Below are 23656 nucleotides of genomic sequence, written 5' to 3'. Positions count from 1 at the left end.
AGAGGACCCACTATGAATTATAATCAAAATCACAAACTATCGCAAATCACACCAGAAACATTAATTGTGGGAATCGACATCGCTAAAAACAAACACGTGGCACGTGCGCAGGATGACCGAGGGTTTGAATTTGGAAAACGACTGATCTTCGACAATCGCGTTCATGGCTTTGAACAGCTTTTAAACTGGGTCTCCAGACTTCAAAAAGAACACCGTAAAAGTGAATTAATCATCGGTGCAGAGCCAACAGGACACTTTTGGCTGAGCCTTGCTTATTATCTGAAAGCAAAAGATATTAACTTTGTGCTGGTAAACCCTATGCACGTGAAAAAGTCCAAAGAACTCGATGATAACTCACCAACGAAAAATGACACCAAGGATGCGCGTGTCATTGCACAGCTGATAAAAGACGGACGATACTCCGTACCAAATCTTCTCGATGGCATTTATGCCGAACTGCGGGAAGGGATCAAATTACGAGATCAACTCGTCAAACAGCTGATTATCATTGAAGGACGCATTCAAAACCATATTCAGCGATATTTCCCAGAGTTTAATGATGTATTCAAAGACTGGGAAGGCAAGACAGCTTTATTCAGCTTACGTAACTTTCCGTTTCCATCCGACCTCCGAGGCGTGACTCCGGAGGAAGTATTAGACAATGGAAAACGACAATTAAGCGAGGCGTCGGAATCAAGCGTGCAACTCAGTTCATTGAGAAGGCAAGGAAGAGTGTCGGCATTGAAGTTGGATTGCGTTTCGCGAGAAAAGAAATACACAGTCTCTTAGACCAATACGAGCTCTATCAGAGCCAATTAACCGAACTGGACATGGAAATTACAGATCTCATGAAAGACATTCCAGGCGCCCAGGAAATGATGAATATTAAAGGGCTGGGGCCAATCACCATAGCCACCTTTCTCTCTGAGGTCGGAGACCTCAAAAAATATGACCATCCACAACAGCTGGTCAATATGGCAGGCTTGTCGTTACGAGAGCATAGTTCAGGGAAGTTCAAGGGACAAACAAGGATAACAAAACGAGGGCGGAAAAAGCTGAGAAAAGCTTTATATCTGGCCGTTAGGCCATTAGTAGCCAGTAACTCGACGTTCAAGACCCTGCACAGATATTACACGACCCGATCCGTCAACCCGTTGAAGAAACAACAGTCATTGATTGCAATGTGCGGCAAATTACTACGTGTACTGTTTGTGATTGGCAGAAAACAATGTGAATTTGAAGGTAGCAAGCTATTACAAGGTTTAACTCAAATGAAAGAATTGCAGGCAGTTTAAGCTATTTCAAAGTAGTTGAAAAAATGCATCTAAGTTTTGGAATGAACAAACACCAATAATGCAGAGTCGGAGATTATTTATTCCATTCGGGCACCAGACCCAGCATAGGAGCTTTTTCCGACCTCCACCTTGTGGATACGCAGGACGAAGGAATGTATGGATTAAAATCCCGTGATACATGGGAGGGTGAGCTACCATAAGCGGTGTGGAGAATGAGGGCATGGTTATATCCCTTTTCAACCAAATGTACACAATTTGGCTGTTAGGATGGATAAAACCCGGTTAGAATATTCTGTACTCTGATTAAACGCTTTATCCATCAATACATTCAATGAAATGGTGCTTGATTAATTCTAAGAAAACAAGAGTATTTTGAAGATAATTAAAGTATATAGAGGGAGGTTATATACGACGATGGAGAAATTATTGAAGCAGGTTAAGCTATTAAGTGAGAAAGAACCAAAAACAATTGAGCAAATGGCATTAAAATTATCAGAAGAGGCTGGAGAAACCTCGCAAGCAGTATTATCTTATTTAAAAGCCAATGGAAGTGAGTATAAACAATTAGGTATTGATGATGTAAAAGAAGAATGTATAGATGTCATTCTTGTATCTTTAGCTTTGTTTTATAAAGTAGCTGAAAGTGAAGATGAATTACAAGAATTTATAACAAGAAAAATAGCCAAATGGCAGAGTAAAATGTAAAGAACAAAGAGATGTATTGAATTAAACCTGTAATCTAAAACAAATAATTCATAAATATTTAAATACTTCTCCAACTAAATGTAGCTTTAGTTAAAGAATAATAAGCTAATTTGCAACCGTGCTTCTATTATTGTTAACCATTATAAGAGCCACATTAGTTAAATACGGAGAAATTAGCAGTAAATAAATCGAAGCTTCTCAATTAACAAGAAGATAGGTGTACAAGGTCATACTATTAAATGGAGGAGTTAGTAAATGATATTAGTGAGTTCTTGTTAGGACTAAAGGTAAGATATACGCATAGTTTAGATCACAAGCTTAGTAAATTAATAGAAGAGAATAAGGCAATACCTGTATGCCCGGAATTGCTTGGTGGTTTATCAACCCCTAGAGAACCTGCTGAAATAATAGGTGGTAATGGGGAAGATGTATTGGATGGGAAAGCTAAAGTAGTCGAGAAATCAGGTAGAGATGTTACAGAACTATACATAAAAGGAGCCTACTCGACTTTAAAAAAAGCTAAGGCTGTTAATGCAACAGTGGTTGTTCTTAAGGAGTATAGTCCTTCCTGTGGAAATTCCATGATTTATAATGGTGAATTTATGGGGGAGAAAATCACTGGAAATGGAGTTACTACTGCCTTACTAAAAAGAAATGGCTTACGAGTAATCTCAGAAGAACAGCTTGCCGAGTATTATGATGAGATAATATAGCGAATGCTTCTTCAATTAACGAGCGCATAACACCAATAAGGAGTAAAGTGTTCTAAATTGGTATTGTAAATTGCCATGAAGGTAAATTTCTATTATGTTACTGTACAGGAATGCTGATGCCGGAACACATCGAAAACGTTAATTAACAGGTTGTCTCTAAGTAAAACCAAGCAAATTTAGATATCCTGAGGTAGGTGTTTACATTGGAAGAGATAGTTATCATTTGTTCAGGAAGTTCAGGTGGTCATGCAAAGCTAATTATTGATGCTTTAGAAAAAGCTAATAGGAAGATTAAAGGAATAATAGATAACCAGCGACAACCAGGTGAGAGGATATATGGTTATGAAGTATTAGGTGATGAAGAATATGTAAAGCGAAATAGCATAGATACAGGAATCGTTGGAATAGGTGATAACTGGAAAAGAAAACAAGCTGTAAAAAGAGTTAAAGAAATAAACCCATTTTTTAAGTTTACAGTAGTCATACATCCTTATACCTCTATAGCTAGAGGTGTTACTATAGGTGAAGGAACTGTTGTAATGGCGGGAGCTATTATTAATAGTGACGCTCAGATTGGAGAACATTGTATTGTAAATACTAAAAGTTCAATAGCTCATGATTGTGAGATAGGAGATTATGTATCCATTTCTCCAAGCGCAACCTTAGGGGGTAATGTATTAGTAGGAGTTGGATCAACCGTAGCAATGGGAGCTAATGTTATCCATGCTGTAACAATCGGTCAACATACTGTGATAGGAGCAGGATCGACTGTATTGGATGATATTGAAGATTATAAGGTAGCTTATGGAACTCCTGCTAAAGCTGTTAAGGTAAGAAAAGAATTTGATAAATATCTATAAAAATATCTTTAGCATATAAACAATTCATTTCATCTCTGATATATCGAATAGGCAGTGAACATAAAAAGTTGTTTATCCCTATTACCTTAAGAAAGAGAATATTTACTCATCGCCTCTCTTTTGTAGTAGGTATGTTAAAACAGTGTAAGTAAGCATACATATGCTTCATACTTACACTGTTTTTTAAGCTGTTAGACAAATGGTTTGTTTTTTAGTAATACGAAAAAATAATGCTAAGACAACTGCATTGTTGTTATACACGTGTTGTCGCCTTCAAAGGTGGAAATTTCTGATTCTGTTGTTTTTCCATCATATTCCATTTTAACTTGAAATGTTTTATCTCTTGGTAACCATAAATCAATAAACCCATTTTTTAATGATGTCATGGTTTCATCAACAACCACATTACCTTCTTCATCTTGAATATACACATCAAATTCTTTTTCCACCAACTCTCCTTGACATCCGGTTAGACTATGGTTGGTACAAGGGTGTGTGGTATTAATAAACGGTGCAATGGAAACGAAAAATTCATCTTCTGGAAGATTATAAGTCGTCTCTTTATTACCACTATCCGTAACAATAAGCTCTTCGGAAGTAATGGATGCAGACACATCATCGGTACTACCAACACTATAATTATGTACCATTTCTTTTACATCTTTTCCTTCTTTTTCATTCGAAGCACTGTTATCACAGGCTACTACGATGAAGATAAGTACGAAGCCAATCATTGCAAGAATGCCTTTTTTCATATATCATTCAACTCCTATTTTAATAGTATAAAATGTAATTTGATAGTATTTTACCATATGTAGACAAACGATATGTAATAGATAAGAAAGGCACATATCAATTTGTCCGCCTTTTAAAAACCAGTAAAACCAAACCATCCGGCTAAAAAGGAGGTTAATTTGGTCATCCAATCAAAGAATAGTGCAACTCCCATAAAAATCATAATGTATCCGCCAATTTGTATTAATTTTTGATTGTGTTTTTTAATCCACTTTATTTTACCAACAAAGAATGCCAACAAAAGAAATGGAATGGAGAAACCTGATACATAACTAATCATCATTACCATACCAACATCAGGATTAGTTGCAGCTAATGATAATACGATAGCTAATATGGGACCAGTACACGGTGTCCAGCCTAAAGAGAATGCCATTCCTATAAGATAGGACCCAAAATAACCTCCTGGACGATTTTTGAATGAGATTTTTTTATCCTTCATGAGAAATTTAAAATTAAATATACCTACAATCACTAGTCCAAAGAAAATAATTAAAACGGCACCAATTTGTCTAATGATATCCTGGTATGTCAACAAAAATTCGGATATATATGATGTGGTAAAACCAATCATTATAAAAATACTTGAGAATCCTAGTAAAAACAGAATGGTATGTAAGAGGGCTTTTTTATTTATTTTTTTATTTTCTTCTTTTATTTCACTTACGCTCATCCCAGTAATATATGATAAAAATGCTGGGTAAAGTGGTAATACACAAGGTGAAATAAAAGAGAGAAACCCTGCACCAAAAGCTAGGAATATATTTATTTCGTTCAAAACTACTTATCCCCCTTTTGTTTAGAGACTTATTGCTGAGGAAGTATTTCTTGTAAATATCCATCAAGTTTTTCTAATGTCAACGCACCATTTATTATTCTTTCTATCTTTCCATCAGGGTTTATAAAAAAGCTACTTGGAATAGGTCCTACTTTATATAGATCCATTACTTCTCCTGTTTTATCATGAGGAATCGGAAACGTTAAATCATATTTATCAATAAAACTGTCAACAGCTAATTCTGTATTATCTAAACTAACGGCGATAATTTCAATTCCTTTATCTTTATATTTGGGATAAAGTGCTTGCATGTAAGGCATTTCTTCTTCACAGGGTTTACACCAGGTTCCCCAAAAGTTTAACATGACACCTTTTCCTTCAAAATCACTAAGTTGAATCATTTCTTCTTTATTATTCTTATTTATTTGTTTTAATTTAAAGTCGGGTGCATCATCACCGATCAGATAAACGCTGTTATCTGCTTGTATGTTAGAAATTAATGCAAATACAATAGCACCTATTAATACAGCTAGAATAGCTGTTCGAAAAATGAAGCGATTTCTTTTTTTGTTCTTCTTTTTCTTTTTAGCCTCCTCCAAGCTCATATATACCCTCCCTACAATAATTAATTTCAATCTAAAAGACACGTACTGTTATTCTAAGATAAAAATTTGCAGAAATTATGTAGATGCTTTGTATAGTTTATGAACGAATGTATTTTTTCATATGAAGTGGAACCTCAAGCAGTTGGGGGGCGTTTATCCACCATCGGATTGAAGTAGGTAAGCTGAAGGATCTGCTTGCTTGTGCCCATTAACCTTTTAAAAAATAGTCACTAACCTTATTATCACTAATTATTCAAACCTGGGTGTTCAAACTATTGTCACGTAATCTATAAGCTTTGCTTTAAATCACATTTGAAGTGTGATGTAGTTCACTTATGTTAAGTAGTGCAAAATTTAGAATGTAAGTAAGAAAAAACATAAGGGAGGGGTAAGTAATGGAAACGAATAATAAAAATGTTATTGCAAAAGAAAAGGATAATAAAAAGTATTCTCTAAAAGGGACATTATTTTCCTCAATTGTATTTGTTGGAGGAACCATTATAGCTTTTATTCTACTATTATGGGTTTTGTATATGGTGAGAATTTAATAGGGGGGTATTTGTATGAAATTACATCGTGCTGAAGAAATTTGGTTAATTATTGGAATTGGAATTATTGCTCTTTCTATGGTGATAACAGGATATCAGGCATTTGCTCAAGGAATGGCACCGCCAAGTGGAATGGAAACCATTGATCCTCAAAAAGTAGATCAAACTACACCATTTGATAATCCTGGGATATTTGAGATTGGCGAAAACGAATATGAGGTAGTTATGATATTACAAGCCTTTAGTTTTACACCAAATGAAATTGAAGTCCCAGTAGGGTCAACCGTTCATTTTACAATGACTTCTAGAGATGTAGTACATGGCTTTCAAGTGGCTGGTACCAATATTAATGCTATGGTAACTCCTGGACACATACAAAAAATTTCACAAACCTTTGACAAACCAGGTGAATATCTCGTTTTATGTAATGAGTACTGCGGTGTCGGTCACCAAATGATGTCGACAACTATCACCGTTAAATAAAGGGAGGAGAAATAAATGGAGTTAGTTAAAGAAAAACCATTTGGAAAGATGCAACAGGCTCTAGGAGTTAATCCTAAAGATGCACGATTATCATTAACCTATTTTACTGTTTCATTTATTGCGTTATTAATAGGTGGATTTTTAGGTCTTTTTCAAGGATTAAACCGTGCAGGTCTAATGGAATTGCCAACATGGTTTGACTATTATCAAACACTAACAACGCATGGAATCTTATTAGTTCTTGTATTTACCACCACTTTTGTAATTGGGTATTTCTATGCTGGAATTTCCCATACAATGGGAGGATTACTTCCAAAGGTTAGAAAATTTGGTTGGACAGCATTTGGATTATTGGTAATTGGTGTTGTGTTTGTTGCAACTACTGTTGCCATGGGTAATGCATCAGTTATGTATACTTTCTACCCACCAATGCAAGCAACTCCTCTATTTTACATTGGCCTAGTTTTTCTTGTTGTGGGAATTTGGATAGCAGCATTTGGCGTGTTTATCAATGTAGCAAATTGGAGAAGAAATCATAAAGGACAGCATATTCCTTTGTTATCATTCTTTGCAACTGGTGTATTCGTTTTATTAGTCTTGGGAAGTATCGGTGTTACCATAGAAGTGTTAATGTTAATTCCATGGTCACTAGGGTGGACGGAAACCATCAATGTTATGCTTAGTCGTACATTATTTTGGAGTTTCGGCCATACTCTAGTTAATATTTGGTATTTAACTGCGATTTCTGCATGGTATGTCGCTGTACCAAAGATTATTGGTGGAAAACTATTTAGTGATGCTATCACACGTTTAGTAGTTATTTTATTAGTTATACTCAATATTCCTGGAGGATTCCATCATCAAATTGTTGACCCTGGTATTACAGAAGGCTGGAAATTCATCCATGTATTTATGAGTTTATCCATTGGGTTCCCATCTATGATGACTGCATTTGCTATGTTTGCTGTGTTTGAACGTGCAGGTAGAAGAAAAGGTGCTAAGGGTCTATTAGACTGGTTCAAAAAATTACCGTGGGGAGATGTGCGTTTCCTTGCACCATTTATTGCAATGGTTGCATTTATCCCTGCCGGTGCTGGTGGTATTGCACAAACAAATAATCAACTAAATCAAGTAGTTCATAATTCACTTTGGATAGTTGGACACTTCCATTTAACTCTTGGTGTTACGGTAGCATTAACCTTCTTCGGTATTACATATTGGTTAATTCCATATCTATCAAAGAGAAAATTAACACCAAAAATAAACAAACTAGGTATCATTCAAACCATTATCTGGACTATTGGTATGACATTTATGTCAGGAGCAATGCATTTAGTTGGTCTTTTAGGATCGCCTCGAAGAACTTCTTATACAACTTATGGAGATAACGCTACAGCCTTAAGCTGGGATCCTTACTTAATTTTCCTTGCAGTTGGAGGAACCTTCTTAATTGTTGGGGTTGTACTTATGGTTTATATCGTAGTTAATCTTATGTTCTTTGCGCCAAAAGGAAACACAGAATTTCCAATTGGAGAACCAGAAGCAGACGTACTATCAACTCCAAAATGGACGGAAAGATGGGGAACGATCATTATACTACTTATTCTAATAGTAGCCATGGGATATGTTATGCCACTTACAGATATATTAAATGTTCCAGGCTCTCCTCCATTTAGAACTTGGTAGAAAATTAAACATAATTATATGTCGCTTGAGAAAAAGAGATGGGGTGTAACTGAAACGGTTAATTCGAATGATGAACAACTAACTACTCTGTCTCCGGAAATATACATAGACTCCTTGAAAAAGAAGAGCGCTTTTGTCGTACGATATATCGCTGCCTGAGCAAAGTAAAGTATATTTCCGAAGCGAGTTAGTTGAACGAATCATCATTTCTAATTGTTTGTTTTTTTCGTTGATTAATACTAATTTCATAGTCTTTTTGATTATTAAAATTTGCAAATAGGACGTGATCAAATGAACCGAAATAGTAATATATTATCACTAGTAATAGTTATCACGTTTGGTTTTATCTTATTCTTAATTGGAACGGATGGCTTTCGAGCATATACGGCTGAAACGGCTAGAACGATGAAGCTGGTGGAAGAGATGCCGAGATTTCCTGAAGTTACCTTAGAAGATAGTAAGGAAAGACTATATGCATTCTCCGAGTTTGAAGATAAATATGTAATGATAACTTTTATTTATACTGCATGTACAGATGTTTGTCCTAAATTAGAAATGAATCTTGCTCAGGTTTATAATCGAATACCAGAAAAATATATCGGAGAGGATATTGTTTTCTTAAGTATTAGTTTTGATCCGGAGAGAGATACCCCTGCTATACTTGAAAAATATCGCCAATATTTTAATAGTGATGGTAACACTTGGAGAATGGCAAGAATCCCTGATAACCAAGAATTACAAAAGTTATTAACTTCTTTTGGAGTCGTTGTGATACCAGACAATATGGGCAATTTCACTCATAACTCTGCTTTTTATTTAGTGAATCCCCAAGGCAAGCTAGTAGAAGTTATGGATTATCAACAAATTGATTTAGCAGTTGAAAAAATAACAAGTATATTGAAAACAAATGAGGGGAGATAATGGATGAAACAAGCAATCTATGGATTAGGATTGTATATTTTCATGATGCTCCCACCAGTTATTACTTTATTCGAATCTATAATGGTAGTTCATATGCATATGCAAATGCCTTTGTTGGTTATTATTGGAATGATGTTTACACCATACCTCAAGAAAAAATTTCCCGGATTTTTTGAAGCTTGGAATCAAAATGGTATACCTGGAATAGTACTTTTTTTGATAATTATGAGTTACTGGATGCTCCCACGTGCTATGGATGAGGCCCTTACTTTACCATTAGTAGAGATTTTTAAATTTATAAGCTTACCATTTCTTGCAGGAGTACCACTAAGAGATAGCTGGCAAAAACTTATGAAATTTGAAAAGAATAGTGTGTATATCTTCTTTAGTGTATTATCAGGAATTATGGCTTGGATTTATATTGCTTCCCCTACACAGCTGTGCAATAACTATTTAGTAACTGAGCAAAGAGCATTAGGCTGGACATTTTTAATAACCGGATTATGTATTATAATTTATTTTATCCAATCGCTATTTATTGATGATACAGAAGATTACTAAACGAAATAATGTCTTTTTGGAGACAAAGAATAGAAGAAAATCGGTCAAATAGGATTTTCAACTTTAAGAATAGACTGGACTCACTAAATGCTTTATTCGAAAAACAAGGCTTTTCTATAACTGATGCAGAACATGCTATTTTTGACATTAATGGTAAACTTTTGGATGGAATCAAGACGTAATAAAGTGGTCAGTTACAAAAGAAATTTAATTTTCTAACTCTAAACTACTCTTTACACTGCTGCTAAGTAAGTAATCTCTTTTAAGGAAAAATTGAAGTTAGATGAGCAATGGTTAGAAAGCGACTAAAACAACCTAGACGATACTCTATTCGTGTGTGTTTGATCCCATATATAACTGACAGTTAACTCCACTTATCAATACTGAGGTTCACTTTTTTCCCGAAGTGGGGCGTTACTGCCAGTAATGTCTGATTGGTTCAAAGGTCTTCAGGTCATACCCTTGTGGTATGAACAATCAGTGGGGGGATAAAACAAAACCCCCACTGATTGAAGCAAAAAGATCGCTCTCTATATATTAAAATCATGTCCATTAGAAAAGGAACACCTCTCTTGAGATGCACCTTTTATTGAAATAATTCTTCCTTCAACCTATTGGTATCTAGTATCATATTTCCATCACTATCTATTAGAATTAATTGTTTCTTCTTTAATTGGGTGATCGTTCTGCTAACTGTTTCACGACTTGAACCAATCATATTGGCTAAATCTCTATTCGTAAAACGGGTGGTCAATGTCATTGTTTCATTGATATGCTCCATTCCATGTTTTTTTCCAAGGCGAATTAATAGAAGAATAATTTGTTCGTAAGTATTACGTAGGATTTTTTCTTCTAAGCGATTCTGTAAATCCACTATCTTATCTCCAAGCACACGGAAAATCTTGATACTTACCTCTGGATTGTTGATTAAAAAATCCTCAAATAAATGGATGGGGATGTAAAATAATACTGCTTCTTCCATTACTTCAGCATGTGCAGGGTAGTTATCATTACGAAAAAAACCTTGGTGAGGAAACATTTCACCTTCACTTAGAATATTGATAATTTGTTCTTTTCCTTGAATATCAGTTCGATAAATTTTTATTTTACCTTGGTGTATAAAATACACATTAGTGAGAAGGTCATCTTGCATAAAGATATGGACTCCCGATCGGTAGGTTCGATTTTTTGCAATATTTATAATCGGATCAATTTCATAGTCTGTTAAACTTTTGAAAAGGGGGAAACGTTGTAATAATTTTTTAACTGATGCTGGATACATAATTATCATCCTTTCAAATATAGTGCTCCATCTCATAATATTATCACGTACAATTTATAATAAGATGTGAAGAATATCATACTTATCAGATTGTAGTGGAGACTTTGGAGGATAACTATTGAGAAAAAATAGATTACAAAGGTAAGAGCTGTGATAAACATATGATTGTTAAAGCAAAAGCCAAACTATCACCCAATCCATGGTACTGCCTCTCGAAAGTAGAGTAAATAATCTAATTTCTGGGGATGTTTTGTAAAGTTTGTCACGGAGTATTTAGATGGAACTCTTTCATATCGTTCCTTAGCTAAAAATATAATATGGGTAGTTCCACACTAATAGGGAGAGCCACCGATAAACCAAAGCCCCGCTGATTGAAGTTTCACATTATAACTTTCTTATTATCTTTTTTTTAGAAAAATACTTAAGTTTTGTCCCAATTCTTTTCTTATTTTCTAGTTGGAAATATTCGTATTACGTCATAATTTAGTTATGTGATAAATATCACTAATTGTTTAGTTTTATTGTATTACAATTTTCCTAGACTTAAGAAGGGTGGGGCAGTAATGTTTAATAGAGATTATAATGAAAATCCGTTTATCGTAATATGGGAGCTAACACGTGCTTGTCAGTTACATTGTTTACACTGTCGTGCAGAAGCACAGTATCATAGACACCCATTAGAATTGAATTTTGAGGAAGGAAAGAAATTAATAGATAATATCTATGAAATGGACAATCCTATGCTTGTATTCACTGGCGGAGATCCATTGGAACGTCTAGATGTTTTTGATATTGCAGAATATGCGATTAAAAAAGGTGTCCGTTTATCCATGACACCATCTGCAACACCAAATGTAACCAAAGAAGCAATGAAAAAGGCGAAAGATATTGGACTTGCTAGATGGGCCTTTAGTATCGATGGCCATTGTAAAGAAGTTCATGACCATTTCCGAGGTACGGAAGGATCCTTTGATTTAACAATAAACGCTATTAACGATTTACATGAACTGGATATGCCTTTACAAATTAATACGGTTATTTCTAAATATAATTATGAGCATTTGGATGAAATGGCAGAGCTAGTAGAAAATTTGAATTGTGTAATGTGGAGTGTGTTTTTCCTTGTTCCTACTGGGCGAGGGAAAGAGTCAGATATGATTTCACCTGCTGAACATGAGAAGGTATTTAGATGGTTATACAAACTCTCAAAGCGTGTTCCTTTTGATATTAAAACAACAGCTGGCCAGCACTATCGGCGTGTGGTTATACAGCAGAAAATGCGTGAACAAAGAGGTATGAGTGATAAAGAACATATCTTTTACGAAGATGCTATCATCGCAGGAAAAACAGGGCAAATTGATGGATTAGGGAGAGCTCCAAAAGGGGTAAATGATGGAAATGGGTTTGTGTTCATTTCTCACACTGGGGATGTATACCCAAGTGGTCTATTACCTATTCGAGCAGGTAATGTACGACACACTCCAATATCAGAAATTTATAGAGAATCAGAGGTGTTTAAAAATTTAAGGAACCCTGATAAATATAAAGGAAAATGTGGAATCTGCGAATTTCGCCATGTATGTGGTGGTTCCAGATCCAGAGCATACAATGTAACAGGTGATTATATGGAAAGTGAACCTTATTGTGTATATATCCCAAGAGCAATGCGTAAGAAAGGAAAGAATATTATAGAAAAATAGATAGAAGCTGAGCAGATGGATGCTTAGCTTTTTTGTAGTCTAGGAAATGAAGGGAATTATAAAATTAGCCCATGTGAATAAAGATGGGCGTGTTGAGCTTTGTCCAGCTCTAGCGCCCAGAAACGAGGCGCCTTCACGAATCGCCCCATGTTAAGTCATCATCGGCTCGAAGCTCACCGTGATTTCTTTATCTCCGTTGACTCGCTCCAGTCGTTCGTTTCTATTCGGGCGCTTACACTTTTGTTCTATGAATAAAATGCAGAAATCAGGGGATAGGAACTGTACGGAGAGGAAGAATTCACAAAAAGGCACTCAAGAGCAAGACTATTGACCAAACAATACACAACACGTTACTGTACTAAATTTGCATTACATTATGAAAAGATGATTTAAATATTAATAAGTTTATGACCATATTTTGACATCTGTCAAAGTGTGACATACTTCACACTATAGTAGAGATTTGAATGTTTTAATAAGTTATAGGCTTCACAAAGTAACTTATTTGGAGGGACAATAATGAAAAAAAAACCATCTCCACTTTGGCAACGAATAAATTATATAAAACCAAAAGAGACTTATTCAAATAATCATAGCCAATTACAAGAAGGGAACCGTGATTGGGAAAATGTATATCGAAAAAGATGGCAGCATGACAAGATAATTCGTTCCACACATGGTGTGAACTGTACGGGATCATGTAGTTGGAATATTTACGTAAAAGATGGGATCGTTACATGGGAAGGCCAGGCCTTAGACTATCCATCGACAGGACCAGATATGCCAGATTTTGAGCCACGCGGATGCCCAAGAGGAGCAAGCTTTTCTTGGTATATTTACAGCCCATTGCGCGTGAAATATCCATATGTCAGGAAGAAATTATTGCTTTTATGGAGAGAAGCTTTAGCTACAAATGACACTCCATTAGAAGCATGGAAAAGTATTGTGGAAGATAAGGAAAAAGCAAAGTCTTATAAACAGGCTAGGGGGAAGGGAGGATTAGTTAGAGCTGATTGGGAAGAAGTAACTAAGCTTATAGCGGCTTCAACACTTTATACAATCGTCAAATATGGTCCTGACCGTAATGTTGGATTTTCACCAATCCCAGCAATGTCAATGCTAAGCTATGCAGCCGGTAGTCGTTTTATGCATTTGCTTGGCGGACAAATGCTCAGCTTCTATGATTGGTATGCAGACTTACCACCAGCATCTCCGCAAATTTGGGGGGATCAAACCGATGTGCCAGAAAGTTCTGATTGGTTTAATTCCAGTTATATTATGACATGGGGTTCCAATGTTCCGATGACACGTACACCAGATGCTCACTTTTTAGTTGAAGCTCGCTATAAAGGGACAAAAGTTGTTTCAGTTAGTCCAGATTATGCAGAATCAACCAAATTTGCAGATGACTGGCTTTCCATTAGACAAGGAACAGATGGCGCGGCAGCAATGGCAATGGGACATGTTATTTTAAACGAATTTTATAATAAAAATAAAACACCTTATTTTGAAAATTATGCAAAACAGTACACAGATTTTCCGTTTTCAGTTCGATTAAAACAAGTAAATGGTAAGTTTATAGCAGACCGATTTCTAAATGCCGAAGATCTTGGCCTAGCATCCGAGAATAATCAATTTAAGCCAGCAATGTATAACCAAGCTACAAATGGTTTTTCCATCCCTCATGGAACAATGGGTTCTCGCTGGGATAAAAAAGGGACTTGGAATTTAAGACTTATTGACGAAAATACCAATGAAAAGATTGAACCTGTTTTAAGCTTCTTTGATATGGAAGACGAAGTAATTCATGTAGACATGCCGTATTTCGATGCAGAGGAGAAAAAAGTACTACCTCGTGCTATACCTGTGAAGAAAGTAGAACTAAACGGAGAAGTAGTATATGTTGCCACTGTTTATGATTTAATGCTTGGTAATTACGGAATTGATCGTGGTCTTGGTGGAGAAGCTGCAAGTTCTTATAACGAGATTGCACCATTTTCACCAGCATGGCAGGAGGAAATAACAGGTGTGGATCGTAATCTAATCATTAAAGTTGCTCGTGAATTTGCACAGAATGCCATTGATACAAAAGGTCGTTCCATGATTATTATGGGGGCCGGAATTAACCACTGGTACAATTCTGATACGATTTATCGTGCAATTATAAATCTTGTACTTATGATCGGCGCACAAGGTGTAAATGGTGGTGGCTGGGCTCACTATGTTGGCCAGGAAAAACTCCGTCCCGTTGAAGGGTGGACTACGATTCAATCCGCCAAAGACTGGGGAGGGCCGGCAAAATTGCAAAATGGTACTTCCTTTTTCTACTTTGCAACAGGTCAATGGCGTTATGAAGAAACACCTATTTCGGAACTTGCTGCTGCAACTATAGACAAAGCTAGATATGATCACCCTGGTGATTACAATGTTTTAGCAGCCCGTTTAGGGTGGTTACCATCATATCCGACGTTTAATAAAAACGGTATTGATTTATATAATGAAGCAATTGCAAATGGAAATGAAACAACAGAAGAGATCGGAAACTTCGTTGCCAAACAATTAAAAGAGAAGAAATTACAATTTGCAATTGAGGATCCTGATAATTCGGTTAATTTTCCAAGGAATTTGTTTGTTTGGCGCGCGAACCTAATTTCAAGTTCTGGAAAAGGACATGAATATTTCTTAAAACATTTATTAGGTGCATCAAATGGGCTCTTGAACTCTGATGAAGATAGTATTCGACCAAAAGAAATTAAATGGCGAGATGAAGCACCTGAAGGGAAGGTAGATCTATTAATTAATCTAGATTTTCGTATGGCTGGAACAGCTCTATACTCTGATGTTATCCTCCCTGCATCAACATGGTATGAAAAGCATGATTTATCAAGCACGGATATGCATCCATTTGTACATCCGTTTAGTTCAGCTATCACATCACCATGGGAAGCAAAATCTGACTGGGACATTTTCAAAGTTTTAGCAAAAGGCGTTTCCGATATAGCTCAAGAAATCGGTATGGGCACAATCAAGGAAATAGTTGCGACACCAATAAATCATGACACGCCTGGAGAGATGGCACAGCCACTTGGCAAAATTGAAGACTGGTCAAAAGGGGAATGTGAACCAATTCCAGGTAAAACTATGCCACAAATTCATGTTGTCGAACGTGATTTCAAACAAATTTATAATAAAATGACAGCACTTGGTTCAAATATTGCCACTAAAGCATATGGAACCAAAGGTATCAATTGGATGATGAAAGATGAATATGAACAGGCGAAACGAACGTTTGGCACGGTAGATAACGGAAGTATTGCCGATGGATGTCCAGATATCACTAGTGCAAGAGATGCGTGTGATGCAATCTTAATGCTTTCTTCTACGACAAATGGAAAAGTTGCCGTAAAAGCGTGGGAAGCATTAGAAAAGACAACGAACTTAGAGTTAAAGGATTTAGCTACTGAAAGAGAAGAAGAGTTATTTACATTTGATAATATTGTCACCCAACCGAAAACAGTTCTTACTTCACCAGCATTTAGTGGCTCAGAAAAAGGTGGAAGAAGATATTCACCATTTACAACCAATGTTGAACGATTGATCCCATTTCGAACAATTACAGGACGCCAATCTTACTTTTTGGATCATGAAATAATTAAGGAATTTGGGGAGTCATTTGCCATATTCAAACCAATTTTAAATCAAAAGCCATTTAGTTCTAAACGCCCAGATGTCGAAGGAAAAGAAATTACATTAAATTACTTAACGCCACATAATAAATGGTCAATTCATAGTATGTACTTTGATTCACAGCCGATGCTGACGTTATTTCGCGGTGGACCAACAGTCTGGCTTAATAAAGATGATGCTGCTGAGATTGATGTAAAAGATAATGATTGGATTGAATGTTTCAATCGTAATGGCGTAGTTGTAGCAAGAGCGGTTGTTTCACACCGTATTCCTAGAACCATGGCATTTATGCATCATGCACAAGATCGTCATATTCATACACCTGGTACGAAACTAACGAAAAATCGTGGAGGTACGCATAACAGCCCAACAAAAATTCATGTGAAACCAACACATATGATTGGTGGATATGCACAATTAAGTTATGGATTTAATTATTATGGACCTACCGGAAACCAGCGTGACTTAAACGTGGTTATTAGAAAAATGAAGGAGGTTGATTGGCTTGAAGATTAAAGCACAGGTGGGAATGGTGATGAACCTGGATAAATGTATTGGCTGTCATACTTGCAGTGTAACCTGTAAAAATACATGGACAAACCGTCCGGGTGCAGAATATATGTATTTTAATAATGTTGAAACAAAACCTGGTATCGGCTATCCAAAACAATGGGAATCCCAGGAAAAATATAAAGGTGGTTGGGAACTTCAAGATGGGGAGTTACGGTTAAAATCCGGATCGAAAACAAACCGCCTCTTAAATCTATTCTATAATCCTAATCAACCAGAGATGGATGATTACTATGAACCGTGGAACTATGATTATGAGACGTTAACCAATAGCAAAGAAAGAAAACATCAACCGATTGCTAGAGCTAAATCTGCTATAACTGGAGAATTTATGGATTTAGAATGGGGGCCAAACTGGGAAGATGACTTAGCTGGTGGTCATATTACAGGTCTCCGTGATCCGAACGTTATACAAATGGAAGAATCCATCAAAACAGAGTTTGAAGATGTGTTTATGATGTATCTTCCACGTATCTGTGAACATTGTATCAATGCACCCTGTGTTTCCTCTTGCCCATCTGGTGCAATGTATAAACGAGATGAAGATGGTATTGTACTAGTTGATCAAAATGCATGCCGTGCATGGAGATACTGTACTACCTCATGCCCGTATAAAAAAGTCTACTTTAACTGGAAAACGAACAAAGCTGAAAAATGTACCATGTGTTTCCCAAGAATCGAAAACGGGCAGCCAACGATTTGTTCAGAAACCTGTGTGGGACGTATCCGTTATATTGGAATTATGTTATATGATGCTGATCGCGTATTGGAAGCCGCATCGGTAGAAGATGAGAAAGACTTGTATCATGCACAACTTGGTATTTTTCTAGATCCAAATAATCCGGAAGTTATTAAACAGGCAAAAAAAGATGGTATACCAATGGATTGGATTGAAGCTGCTCAAGCATCACCATTGTACAAAATGATTATTGATTGGAAGATTGCTTTACCTTTACATCCAGAATATCGAACCATGCCAATGGTTTGGTATATTCCGCCACTTAGCCCAATCATGAATATGATTGAAGGAAAAGGGAGTAATGCGGAAACAGCAGATATTTTCCCGGCGATTGATGAAATGCGAATTCCTATTGAATATCTTGCAAACTTACTAACTGCTGGGGATACTGGTCATATTCGTAAAGTGCTTAAGAAAATGGCTGTTATGCGAAGCTATATGCGTACAGAACAAACTGGAAAGGACTTTGATCGTGATATAATTACTGATTTAGGGTTAACCGAAAAAGCGATTAAAGAAATGTACCGATTATTAGCAATTGCGAAATATCAAGATAGGTTTGTTATCCCACACAGTCACAAAGAAGAAGTAGCAGATTTATATGAAGAACAAGGTGCTTGTGGACTTGACTTTACGGGTGGACCAGGAAGCTGTGGAGTACTTTCTTAATAGTTTCAAATGGCGATGTAGTTCTTATACCCCCTGATGATTGTTAGTTTCACAAAGATATGACTAAAAGAACCCTGACCAGCATCTAGTATTTACTGGCAGTTGAATCCTCCTGAGTTTCACTTCGTAGGATTGGAGTGAGGGTCTTACTGTCAGTTACTTACTAAATAAAATTCAATGTACGTGAATATATGGAACAGATTTCCTTGGAATGGAATAAAAGCTGAGACGTCGTGTAGTAGAAATCAACTATATTGCAATATTTATATACAGAGTGTTCGAATTTCAACAAAGCTCTTAAAATGGACCAAACAATAAAGAAATAAAGTTATGAAGTACTACCCCAGCGAAGGAAGGTCTCGGTAAGATTCCGTAATGCACATGGTAAAAAGGAACAAAAGCTATATACGTCCACGTCTTTGAACTGCGCGGTTACTCGTCCAACAGAAAGAGTTGTGGTATTCCTCCCGAAGTCAATATTCTGTTGGCACTGAGCTCACCAGCCGTTCAGAGTCAAGGTAACAATCTTTACAAAAAACGAGTGTTATAAATTAGATAATAGGAAATCGGTTTGGTAAGGTGGTTTTACCAATCTTGATTTCAATAAGAGGAGATACGGATAATGAATCAAAACATTTATCAAATGGTTTCGTTTCTTTTAAATTACCCAAATAAAGAAATGGTAAGTATACTACCAGAGCTCCAATTGGAATTAGAAGAAATAGAAAATCCTGTAATAAAAGAAAATATCCATAGATTCATTAGTTTATCTTTAAACATGTCTTTGGATGATTGGATCAGTCACTATATCGAACATTTTGACTTTGGAAAATTAACAAATTTATATGTAACATATTTAAAATTAGGAGAGCAGAGAGAACGTGGTTTGGAATTACTTAAACTGAAAAAATACTACGAAGCACATGGATTTAATGTTACAGAAAAAGAGTTACCTGATTACTTACCTCTGATTCTTGAGTTTTGCGGAAATGTTCCTGTAGAAACGAGTAATGAATTGTTATCCATGCATGGAAAGGCTATTGGTGAAATCCAAAATAAATTGAGAGAAAGTGGCAATTACTATCTTTTATTATTTGAGGCTCTTTTTCTCCACATGTCTGATAACGGATTAATTCTTACTGCTACAGAATAAAGTTTAGGAGGAAAATAAAATGGAGTTATTATTATGGGGGATATTACCTTACATTGTATTAACCATTTTTATTGGTGGTCATATTTATCGATATCAAAAAGATCAATTTGGCTGGACTACGAAATCGAGTGAATTTCTTGAGAAAAAAAGATTAAGAGTTGGATCTCTTCTTTTTCACTGGGGAATAATATTCGTGTTTGGTGGCCATATTTTTGGATTAATTATACCAATAGGGCTTTATAATGCACTAGGGATTACTGAGCATATGTACCATACTGTTGCTATCATATTAGGATTTCCAGCAGGTATCGCCGCATTTATCGGTATAGTCTTATTAACCTATCGAAGAATAAGCATCAAACGTATGAAGGCTACAACCTCTCCAAGTGACTGGGTCAGCTTGATTTTCATTCTATTGGCAATAATAACTGGATTAATTGCCACTTCATTCAATGTTGATTCACATGGATTTGATTATCGAACAACGATTGCACCTTGGCTTCGCGGCTTGTTTATATTTAATATACAGCCGGAGTTAATGGCCTCTGTACCTATCTGGTTTAAGATTCATATTTACTGTACCTTTGCGTTATATGTTGTTTGGCCATTTACCCGTTTGGTGCATGCGTTTAGTTTTCCAATTCGCTATTTAAGCAGAAATTATGTTATTTATAAGAGAAGGGTTCCTAGAAAGGCAACGGAAGAGAGTGGTTTTTAATAATACTCTATATTCTCTCTTTAGAGATTAAAGGAGATTCAGAATGAGTAAATGGTTTTATATGAATCTTGTACTTTTACTGATGGCTATTTGGCAGGTAGTTAAGCCTTTTTCGTTTCCGATCTTTTCATTACCAATTTTATTTGGTCTCATTGGATTTTTGTTATTCCTATTTAATTGGACCAGAAATGCAGTGTTTTCAACCATTCGTAATGTTCCAGAACGGAAAACAAAAATTAAATTGGCTAATCTTTCAAAGAAGGTAATGCCGTATCACCGTTGGATTGGAACTGCTGCACTGGTTTTTATACTATTACATGCAGTATTTGTTCTTCATTGGTATAGTTTCTCTTTTCAAAATATGAAAATGCTAGCAGGATTGTTAGCATTCGTAAATTTAATTTTGATGGTACTTACTGGATGGTGGAGACTTGTCAAACCAACAGGGCGAATGCGTCAGATTCATTTACGATTAGGGATTTCCTTATTTTTTATCATTTCTTTACATTTACTTTTGTAATTTAAATACAGGAATAAAGGGTGTGTATTTCATGTTTAGTAACTTAGAAAGAACGGAGGATCAGCCAAATAAATCCCTTACTTTAATGGAGGAAATTAGAAAACAAATGATTAATGAAAATAACCCTGATATAAAAGAAACTATCGAGGAAATCGAAGCTCGTTTAATCTCTAGTAAAGAGATTTCCTTGAACGAACAATTTCTTATGTTAAGTACAGTGGCAAAGTACTACCATAAAACAAATAATTACGATAAAGCGGGTAAATATAGTCGTCACGCCTTGCAGCTATCCAAAAAGATGTCAGTAGACTTTATGCAAGTGATTATCGAGACCTATTTAGACTATGCAACACTGGAAAGAGAGTATGGACAACGCTCAACTGCTAGAATGGAATTAGCAAAATTAATGGCATTTCTAGATTCCAATGATTATCAGGATGGCTATGTATATGGCGTTATATTCAGCAACTTAGGAAAAATATCTCTTGATGAAGAAAACATGGAAAGTAGTATTACACAGCTTGAAAAAGCATTAACTTATTTTAAACAAGCAGTTCCAATGACACATCCAATTATCTCATCAACTATCCACACCCTTTCTGATGTATATATTCAAGTTGAACATTATCATAAAGCAATCGAACTATATCAAGAATTATTAAAAACCTATGAAACATTACAGGATAAACCCGCTTTAGCAAAAATATGGTTACGGTTAGGTGAAATACATTTTTATATTGATTTAAAAGAAGCCCGAAAAATGATTACAAAATCTATAAAATTAATGGATGAAATGGATGCTATGAACCATTTAGATACTACAAAAGCACTCTTGATGTTAGCTGAAATAGATGAAAATATGGGGAATTTTCCTCGAGCAATTAATTATTATAAAAAGGGTTTAAAGCAGTTAACAAGTTTCTATAAGGAGAATAATTTTTTAGTTGTTTATGTTTATTCCAAGATCGGAACCATCTCTATAAAAGTATTTAAATTAAATCAAGCAAAGAAATACCTAGAAAAGGGATTAGAATTATCCAAGCATTTTCCAAAAATCAGAATGCAATTTCTCTATGCACTAGGGAAATTATATTCTAATGAAAAAGTATATGATAATGCGTTGATCGTGTTTCAGGAATTTTTGCAACGTTTAGAAGAGGATGGACGAAAAAAATCTCTAGCTTATGGCAATACATTACAAGCTATTGCCTTTAATTATTTGGAGCAGGAAATGATAGAAGAGGCATATGACCATTATAAAGAGGCATTATCAATCTATGAACATCTAGAAAATTGCATGGAAGAAAAGGGACTCACTTCTATTCGATTGGCGTATTGCTTTGAAAGTATAAAAAATAAAGATATCATACAAGCAGAGCATTATTACGAAATGGGTTTTAAATTAATTGAAAAGGCACGAAATCAGGTGCTTCTAGAAGAAGCATTTACAGGTATTATTGAATTTTTCAAGAGAAATAAGAATGTGAAAAAGAGAAGAATATATGAAGATAAATTAGTTAAAATGCAGACTACAAAAGTATAATTCTGAATAACTCTGTTGGTATTTTTTATATTCCTATGATATTCGTAACAGATATCTATATAATATAGAAAGTATATTGTATTTAAGGAAAGTAAAAGGAGAGATGATCCGCATGTCATTATTAACAGATAAATTTGGTCGGCCGATGAAGGATCTTCGCATCTCTGTTATTGATCGTTGTAACTTTAGATGTACGTACTGTATGCCAAAAGAGATCTTTGGAAGAGATTTTGCATTTATGCCAAAAGAACAGCTATTAAGCTTTGAGGAAATCGAGCGATTAGCTAGAAATTTTATAGCTTTAGGTGTCCAAAAAATTAGATTGACTGGAGGTGAACCACTTCTAAGAAGAGATTTGCCTTTATTAATTAAGAAATTAACAGCCATAAAAGGATTAGAAGATATTGGGCTTACAACGAATGGTTCGCTTCTTGCTCTTATGGCTCAAAAATTAAAAGATGCTGGGCTTAAGCGTGTAAATGTTAGCTTGGATGCGTTGAATAGTGAATTATTCAAATCCATTAATGATAGTGGAGTCGGACCAGAACGTGTTTTAATGGGAATCCAAAAGGCTAAAGAAGTTGGGCTTGAAGTAAAAGTGAATATGGTTGTAAAAAAAGAAATGAATGAACAGGAAATTATTCCGATGGCAAAGTATTTTCGGGAACAAGGAATTACGTTACGGTATATTGAATTTATGGATGTCGGACAATCTAATAGCTGGGATTTTAGTAAAGTTATAACAAAAAAGGAAATTTTCGAGAAGCTTTCTAAGCATTTTGAATTAGTGGCCGTTGACCCTGCATATTTAGGAGAAGTTGCTAAACGTTACCGCTATAAAGGATCGGGTAGCGAGGTTGGTTTCATCACTTCCGTATCTGCATCGTTTTGCTCAACTTGTACTAGAGCAAGAATTGCTGCAGACGGGAAAATGTACACCTGTCTATTCGCTTCAAATGGATTTGATTTTAGAGAGTTATTACGTTCCGATAAAAGCGATGAAGAAATACAATCAGCGATAATGAACATTTGGGGAAATCGTATCGATCGTTATTCGGATGAACGGACTGAAGAATCGACAAAAAACAAGAAAAAAATTGAAATGTCTTATATTGGCGGATAGGG

At 35.6% G+C, this 23656-nt stretch carries 20 protein-coding genes and 1 pseudogene; 17 read left to right on the top strand and 4 right to left on the bottom strand.

Features of this window, described 5'->3' with window-relative positions:
• The first annotated feature begins 12 nt into the window (after positions 1-12).
• The 4 genes and pseudogenes from D9782_RS15975 to D9782_RS15960 all read left to right on the top strand — a co-directional run bounded on the left by D9782_RS15975 (position 13) and on the right by D9782_RS15960 (position 3573).
• A pseudogene (locus D9782_RS15975) lies at positions 13-1295 on the top strand (IS110 family transposase).
• Positions 1296-1709: 414 nt separating this feature from the next.
• Positions 1710-2000: a MazG-like family protein gene (locus D9782_RS15970; RefSeq protein ID WP_026679618.1), complete on the top strand. Its 291-nt coding sequence runs from the start codon at positions 1710-1712 to the stop codon at positions 1998-2000.
• A 239-nt stretch (positions 2001-2239) separates the two neighbouring features.
• Positions 2240-2713 carry a 2-thiouracil desulfurase family protein gene (locus D9782_RS15965; protein ID WP_121605176.1) on the top strand — a complete coding sequence of 158 codons (474 nt, stop codon included), beginning with the start codon at positions 2240-2242 and terminating at the stop codon, positions 2711-2713.
• A gap of 203 nt (positions 2714-2916) precedes the next feature.
• Positions 2917-3573, top strand: coding sequence for an acetyltransferase (locus D9782_RS15960; protein ID WP_121605175.1), 657 nt, complete (start codon positions 2917-2919; stop codon positions 3571-3573).
• Between the two features lie 233 nt (positions 3574-3806).
• Here D9782_RS15960 and D9782_RS15955 read toward each other — a convergent pair whose 3' ends face one another.
• The 3 genes from D9782_RS15955 to resA all read right to left on the bottom strand — a co-directional run bounded on the left by D9782_RS15955 (position 3807) and on the right by resA (position 5751).
• Entirely contained in the window at positions 3807-4328 is a 522-nt protein-coding gene (locus tag D9782_RS15955; protein WP_121605174.1) for a CueP family metal-binding protein, read from the bottom strand.
• Between the two features lie 113 nt (positions 4329-4441).
• Positions 4442-5146 carry a cytochrome c biogenesis CcdA family protein gene (locus tag D9782_RS15950; protein ID WP_121605173.1) on the bottom strand — a complete coding sequence of 235 codons (705 nt, stop codon included), beginning with the start codon at positions 5144-5146 and terminating at the stop codon, positions 4442-4444.
• Positions 5147-5175: 29 nt separating this feature from the next.
• The gene (gene resA, locus D9782_RS15945; protein ID WP_121605172.1) at positions 5176-5751 is read right to left on the bottom strand and encodes a thiol-disulfide oxidoreductase ResA; all 576 of its coding nucleotides are present in this window, start codon (positions 5749-5751) and stop codon (positions 5176-5178) included.
• Positions 5752-6146: 395 nt separating this feature from the next.
• Between resA and D9782_RS23000 the strand changes: the two genes are divergently transcribed.
• The 5 genes from D9782_RS23000 (at position 6147) to D9782_RS15925 (ending at position 9950) form a co-directional block, all read left to right on the top strand.
• Complete coding sequence (locus D9782_RS23000) at positions 6147-6299, top strand: hypothetical protein (RefSeq protein ID WP_161629290.1); 153 nt, start codon at positions 6147-6149, stop codon at positions 6297-6299.
• A gap of 15 nt (positions 6300-6314) precedes the next feature.
• Complete coding sequence (locus D9782_RS15940; protein ID WP_026682736.1) at positions 6315-6782, top strand: cytochrome c oxidase subunit II; 468 nt, start codon at positions 6315-6317, stop codon at positions 6780-6782.
• Positions 6783-6797: 15 nt separating this feature from the next.
• Entirely contained in the window at positions 6798-8468 is a 1671-nt protein-coding gene (locus tag D9782_RS15935; RefSeq protein WP_121605171.1) for a cbb3-type cytochrome c oxidase subunit I, read from the top strand.
• Between the two features lie 291 nt (positions 8469-8759).
• Complete coding sequence (locus D9782_RS15930) at positions 8760-9389, top strand: SCO family protein (protein WP_026682738.1); 630 nt, start codon at positions 8760-8762, stop codon at positions 9387-9389.
• Between the two features lie 3 nt (positions 9390-9392).
• Positions 9393-9950, top strand: a complete 558-nt coding sequence (locus D9782_RS15925) for a hypothetical protein (RefSeq protein ID WP_026682739.1) — start codon at positions 9393-9395, stop codon at positions 9948-9950.
• A 586-nt stretch (positions 9951-10536) separates the two neighbouring features.
• Here D9782_RS15925 and D9782_RS15920 read toward each other — a convergent pair.
• Positions 10537-11232, bottom strand: a complete 696-nt coding sequence (locus D9782_RS15920) for a Crp/Fnr family transcriptional regulator (protein WP_026682740.1) — start codon at positions 11230-11232, stop codon at positions 10537-10539.
• A 563-nt stretch (positions 11233-11795) separates the two neighbouring features.
• On the opposite strand from D9782_RS15920, the gene D9782_RS15915 reads away from it, so the two are divergent.
• The 8 genes from D9782_RS15915 to moaA all read left to right on the top strand — a co-directional run bounded on the left by D9782_RS15915 (position 11796) and on the right by moaA (position 23654).
• Positions 11796-12932, top strand: coding sequence for a TIGR04053 family radical SAM/SPASM domain-containing protein (locus tag D9782_RS15915; protein ID WP_026682741.1), 1137 nt, complete (start codon positions 11796-11798; stop codon positions 12930-12932).
• 519 nt (positions 12933-13451) lie between these two features.
• Positions 13452-17135, top strand: a complete 3684-nt coding sequence (locus tag D9782_RS15910; RefSeq protein WP_121605170.1) for a nitrate reductase subunit alpha — start codon at positions 13452-13454, stop codon at positions 17133-17135.
• Positions 17125-18597 carry a nitrate reductase subunit beta gene (narH, locus tag D9782_RS15905; protein ID WP_026682743.1) on the top strand — a complete coding sequence of 491 codons (1473 nt, stop codon included), beginning with the start codon at positions 17125-17127 and terminating at the stop codon, positions 18595-18597. The genes D9782_RS15910 and narH overlap by 11 nt, the downstream gene beginning before the upstream one ends.
• Before the next feature lie 622 nt (positions 18598-19219).
• Entirely contained in the window at positions 19220-19750 is a 531-nt protein-coding gene (gene narJ / locus D9782_RS15900; protein WP_034679621.1) for a nitrate reductase molybdenum cofactor assembly chaperone, read from the top strand.
• 19 nt (positions 19751-19769) lie between these two features.
• A complete protein-coding gene (narI, locus tag D9782_RS15895; RefSeq protein WP_121605169.1) occupies positions 19770-20468 on the top strand; it encodes a respiratory nitrate reductase subunit gamma in 699 nt (232 codons plus the stop codon).
• 43 nt (positions 20469-20511) lie between these two features.
• Positions 20512-20988 (top strand): ferric reductase-like transmembrane domain-containing protein, encoded by a 477-nt coding sequence (locus D9782_RS15890; protein ID WP_026682746.1) that lies wholly within the window; start codon positions 20512-20514, stop codon positions 20986-20988.
• 31 nt (positions 20989-21019) lie between these two features.
• On the top strand, positions 21020-22531 hold the full coding sequence (locus tag D9782_RS15885) for a tetratricopeptide repeat protein (RefSeq protein ID WP_121605168.1): 1512 nt from the start codon (positions 21020-21022) through the stop codon (positions 22529-22531).
• 112 nt (positions 22532-22643) lie between these two features.
• Positions 22644-23654, top strand: coding sequence for a GTP 3',8-cyclase MoaA (gene moaA / locus D9782_RS15880; RefSeq protein ID WP_026682748.1), 1011 nt, complete (start codon positions 22644-22646; stop codon positions 23652-23654).
• The last annotated feature ends 2 nt before the right edge of the window (positions 23655-23656 follow it).

Origin of the sequence: Virgibacillus sp. Bac332 (genome assembly GCF_003667785.1) — a bacterium.
Taxonomy (GTDB): Bacteria; Bacillota; Bacilli; order Bacillales; family Amphibacillaceae; genus Virgibacillus; species Virgibacillus salarius.
Note: the sequence above shows the minus strand (reverse complement) of the source record. Positions and strands in the feature narration are given on the sequence as shown.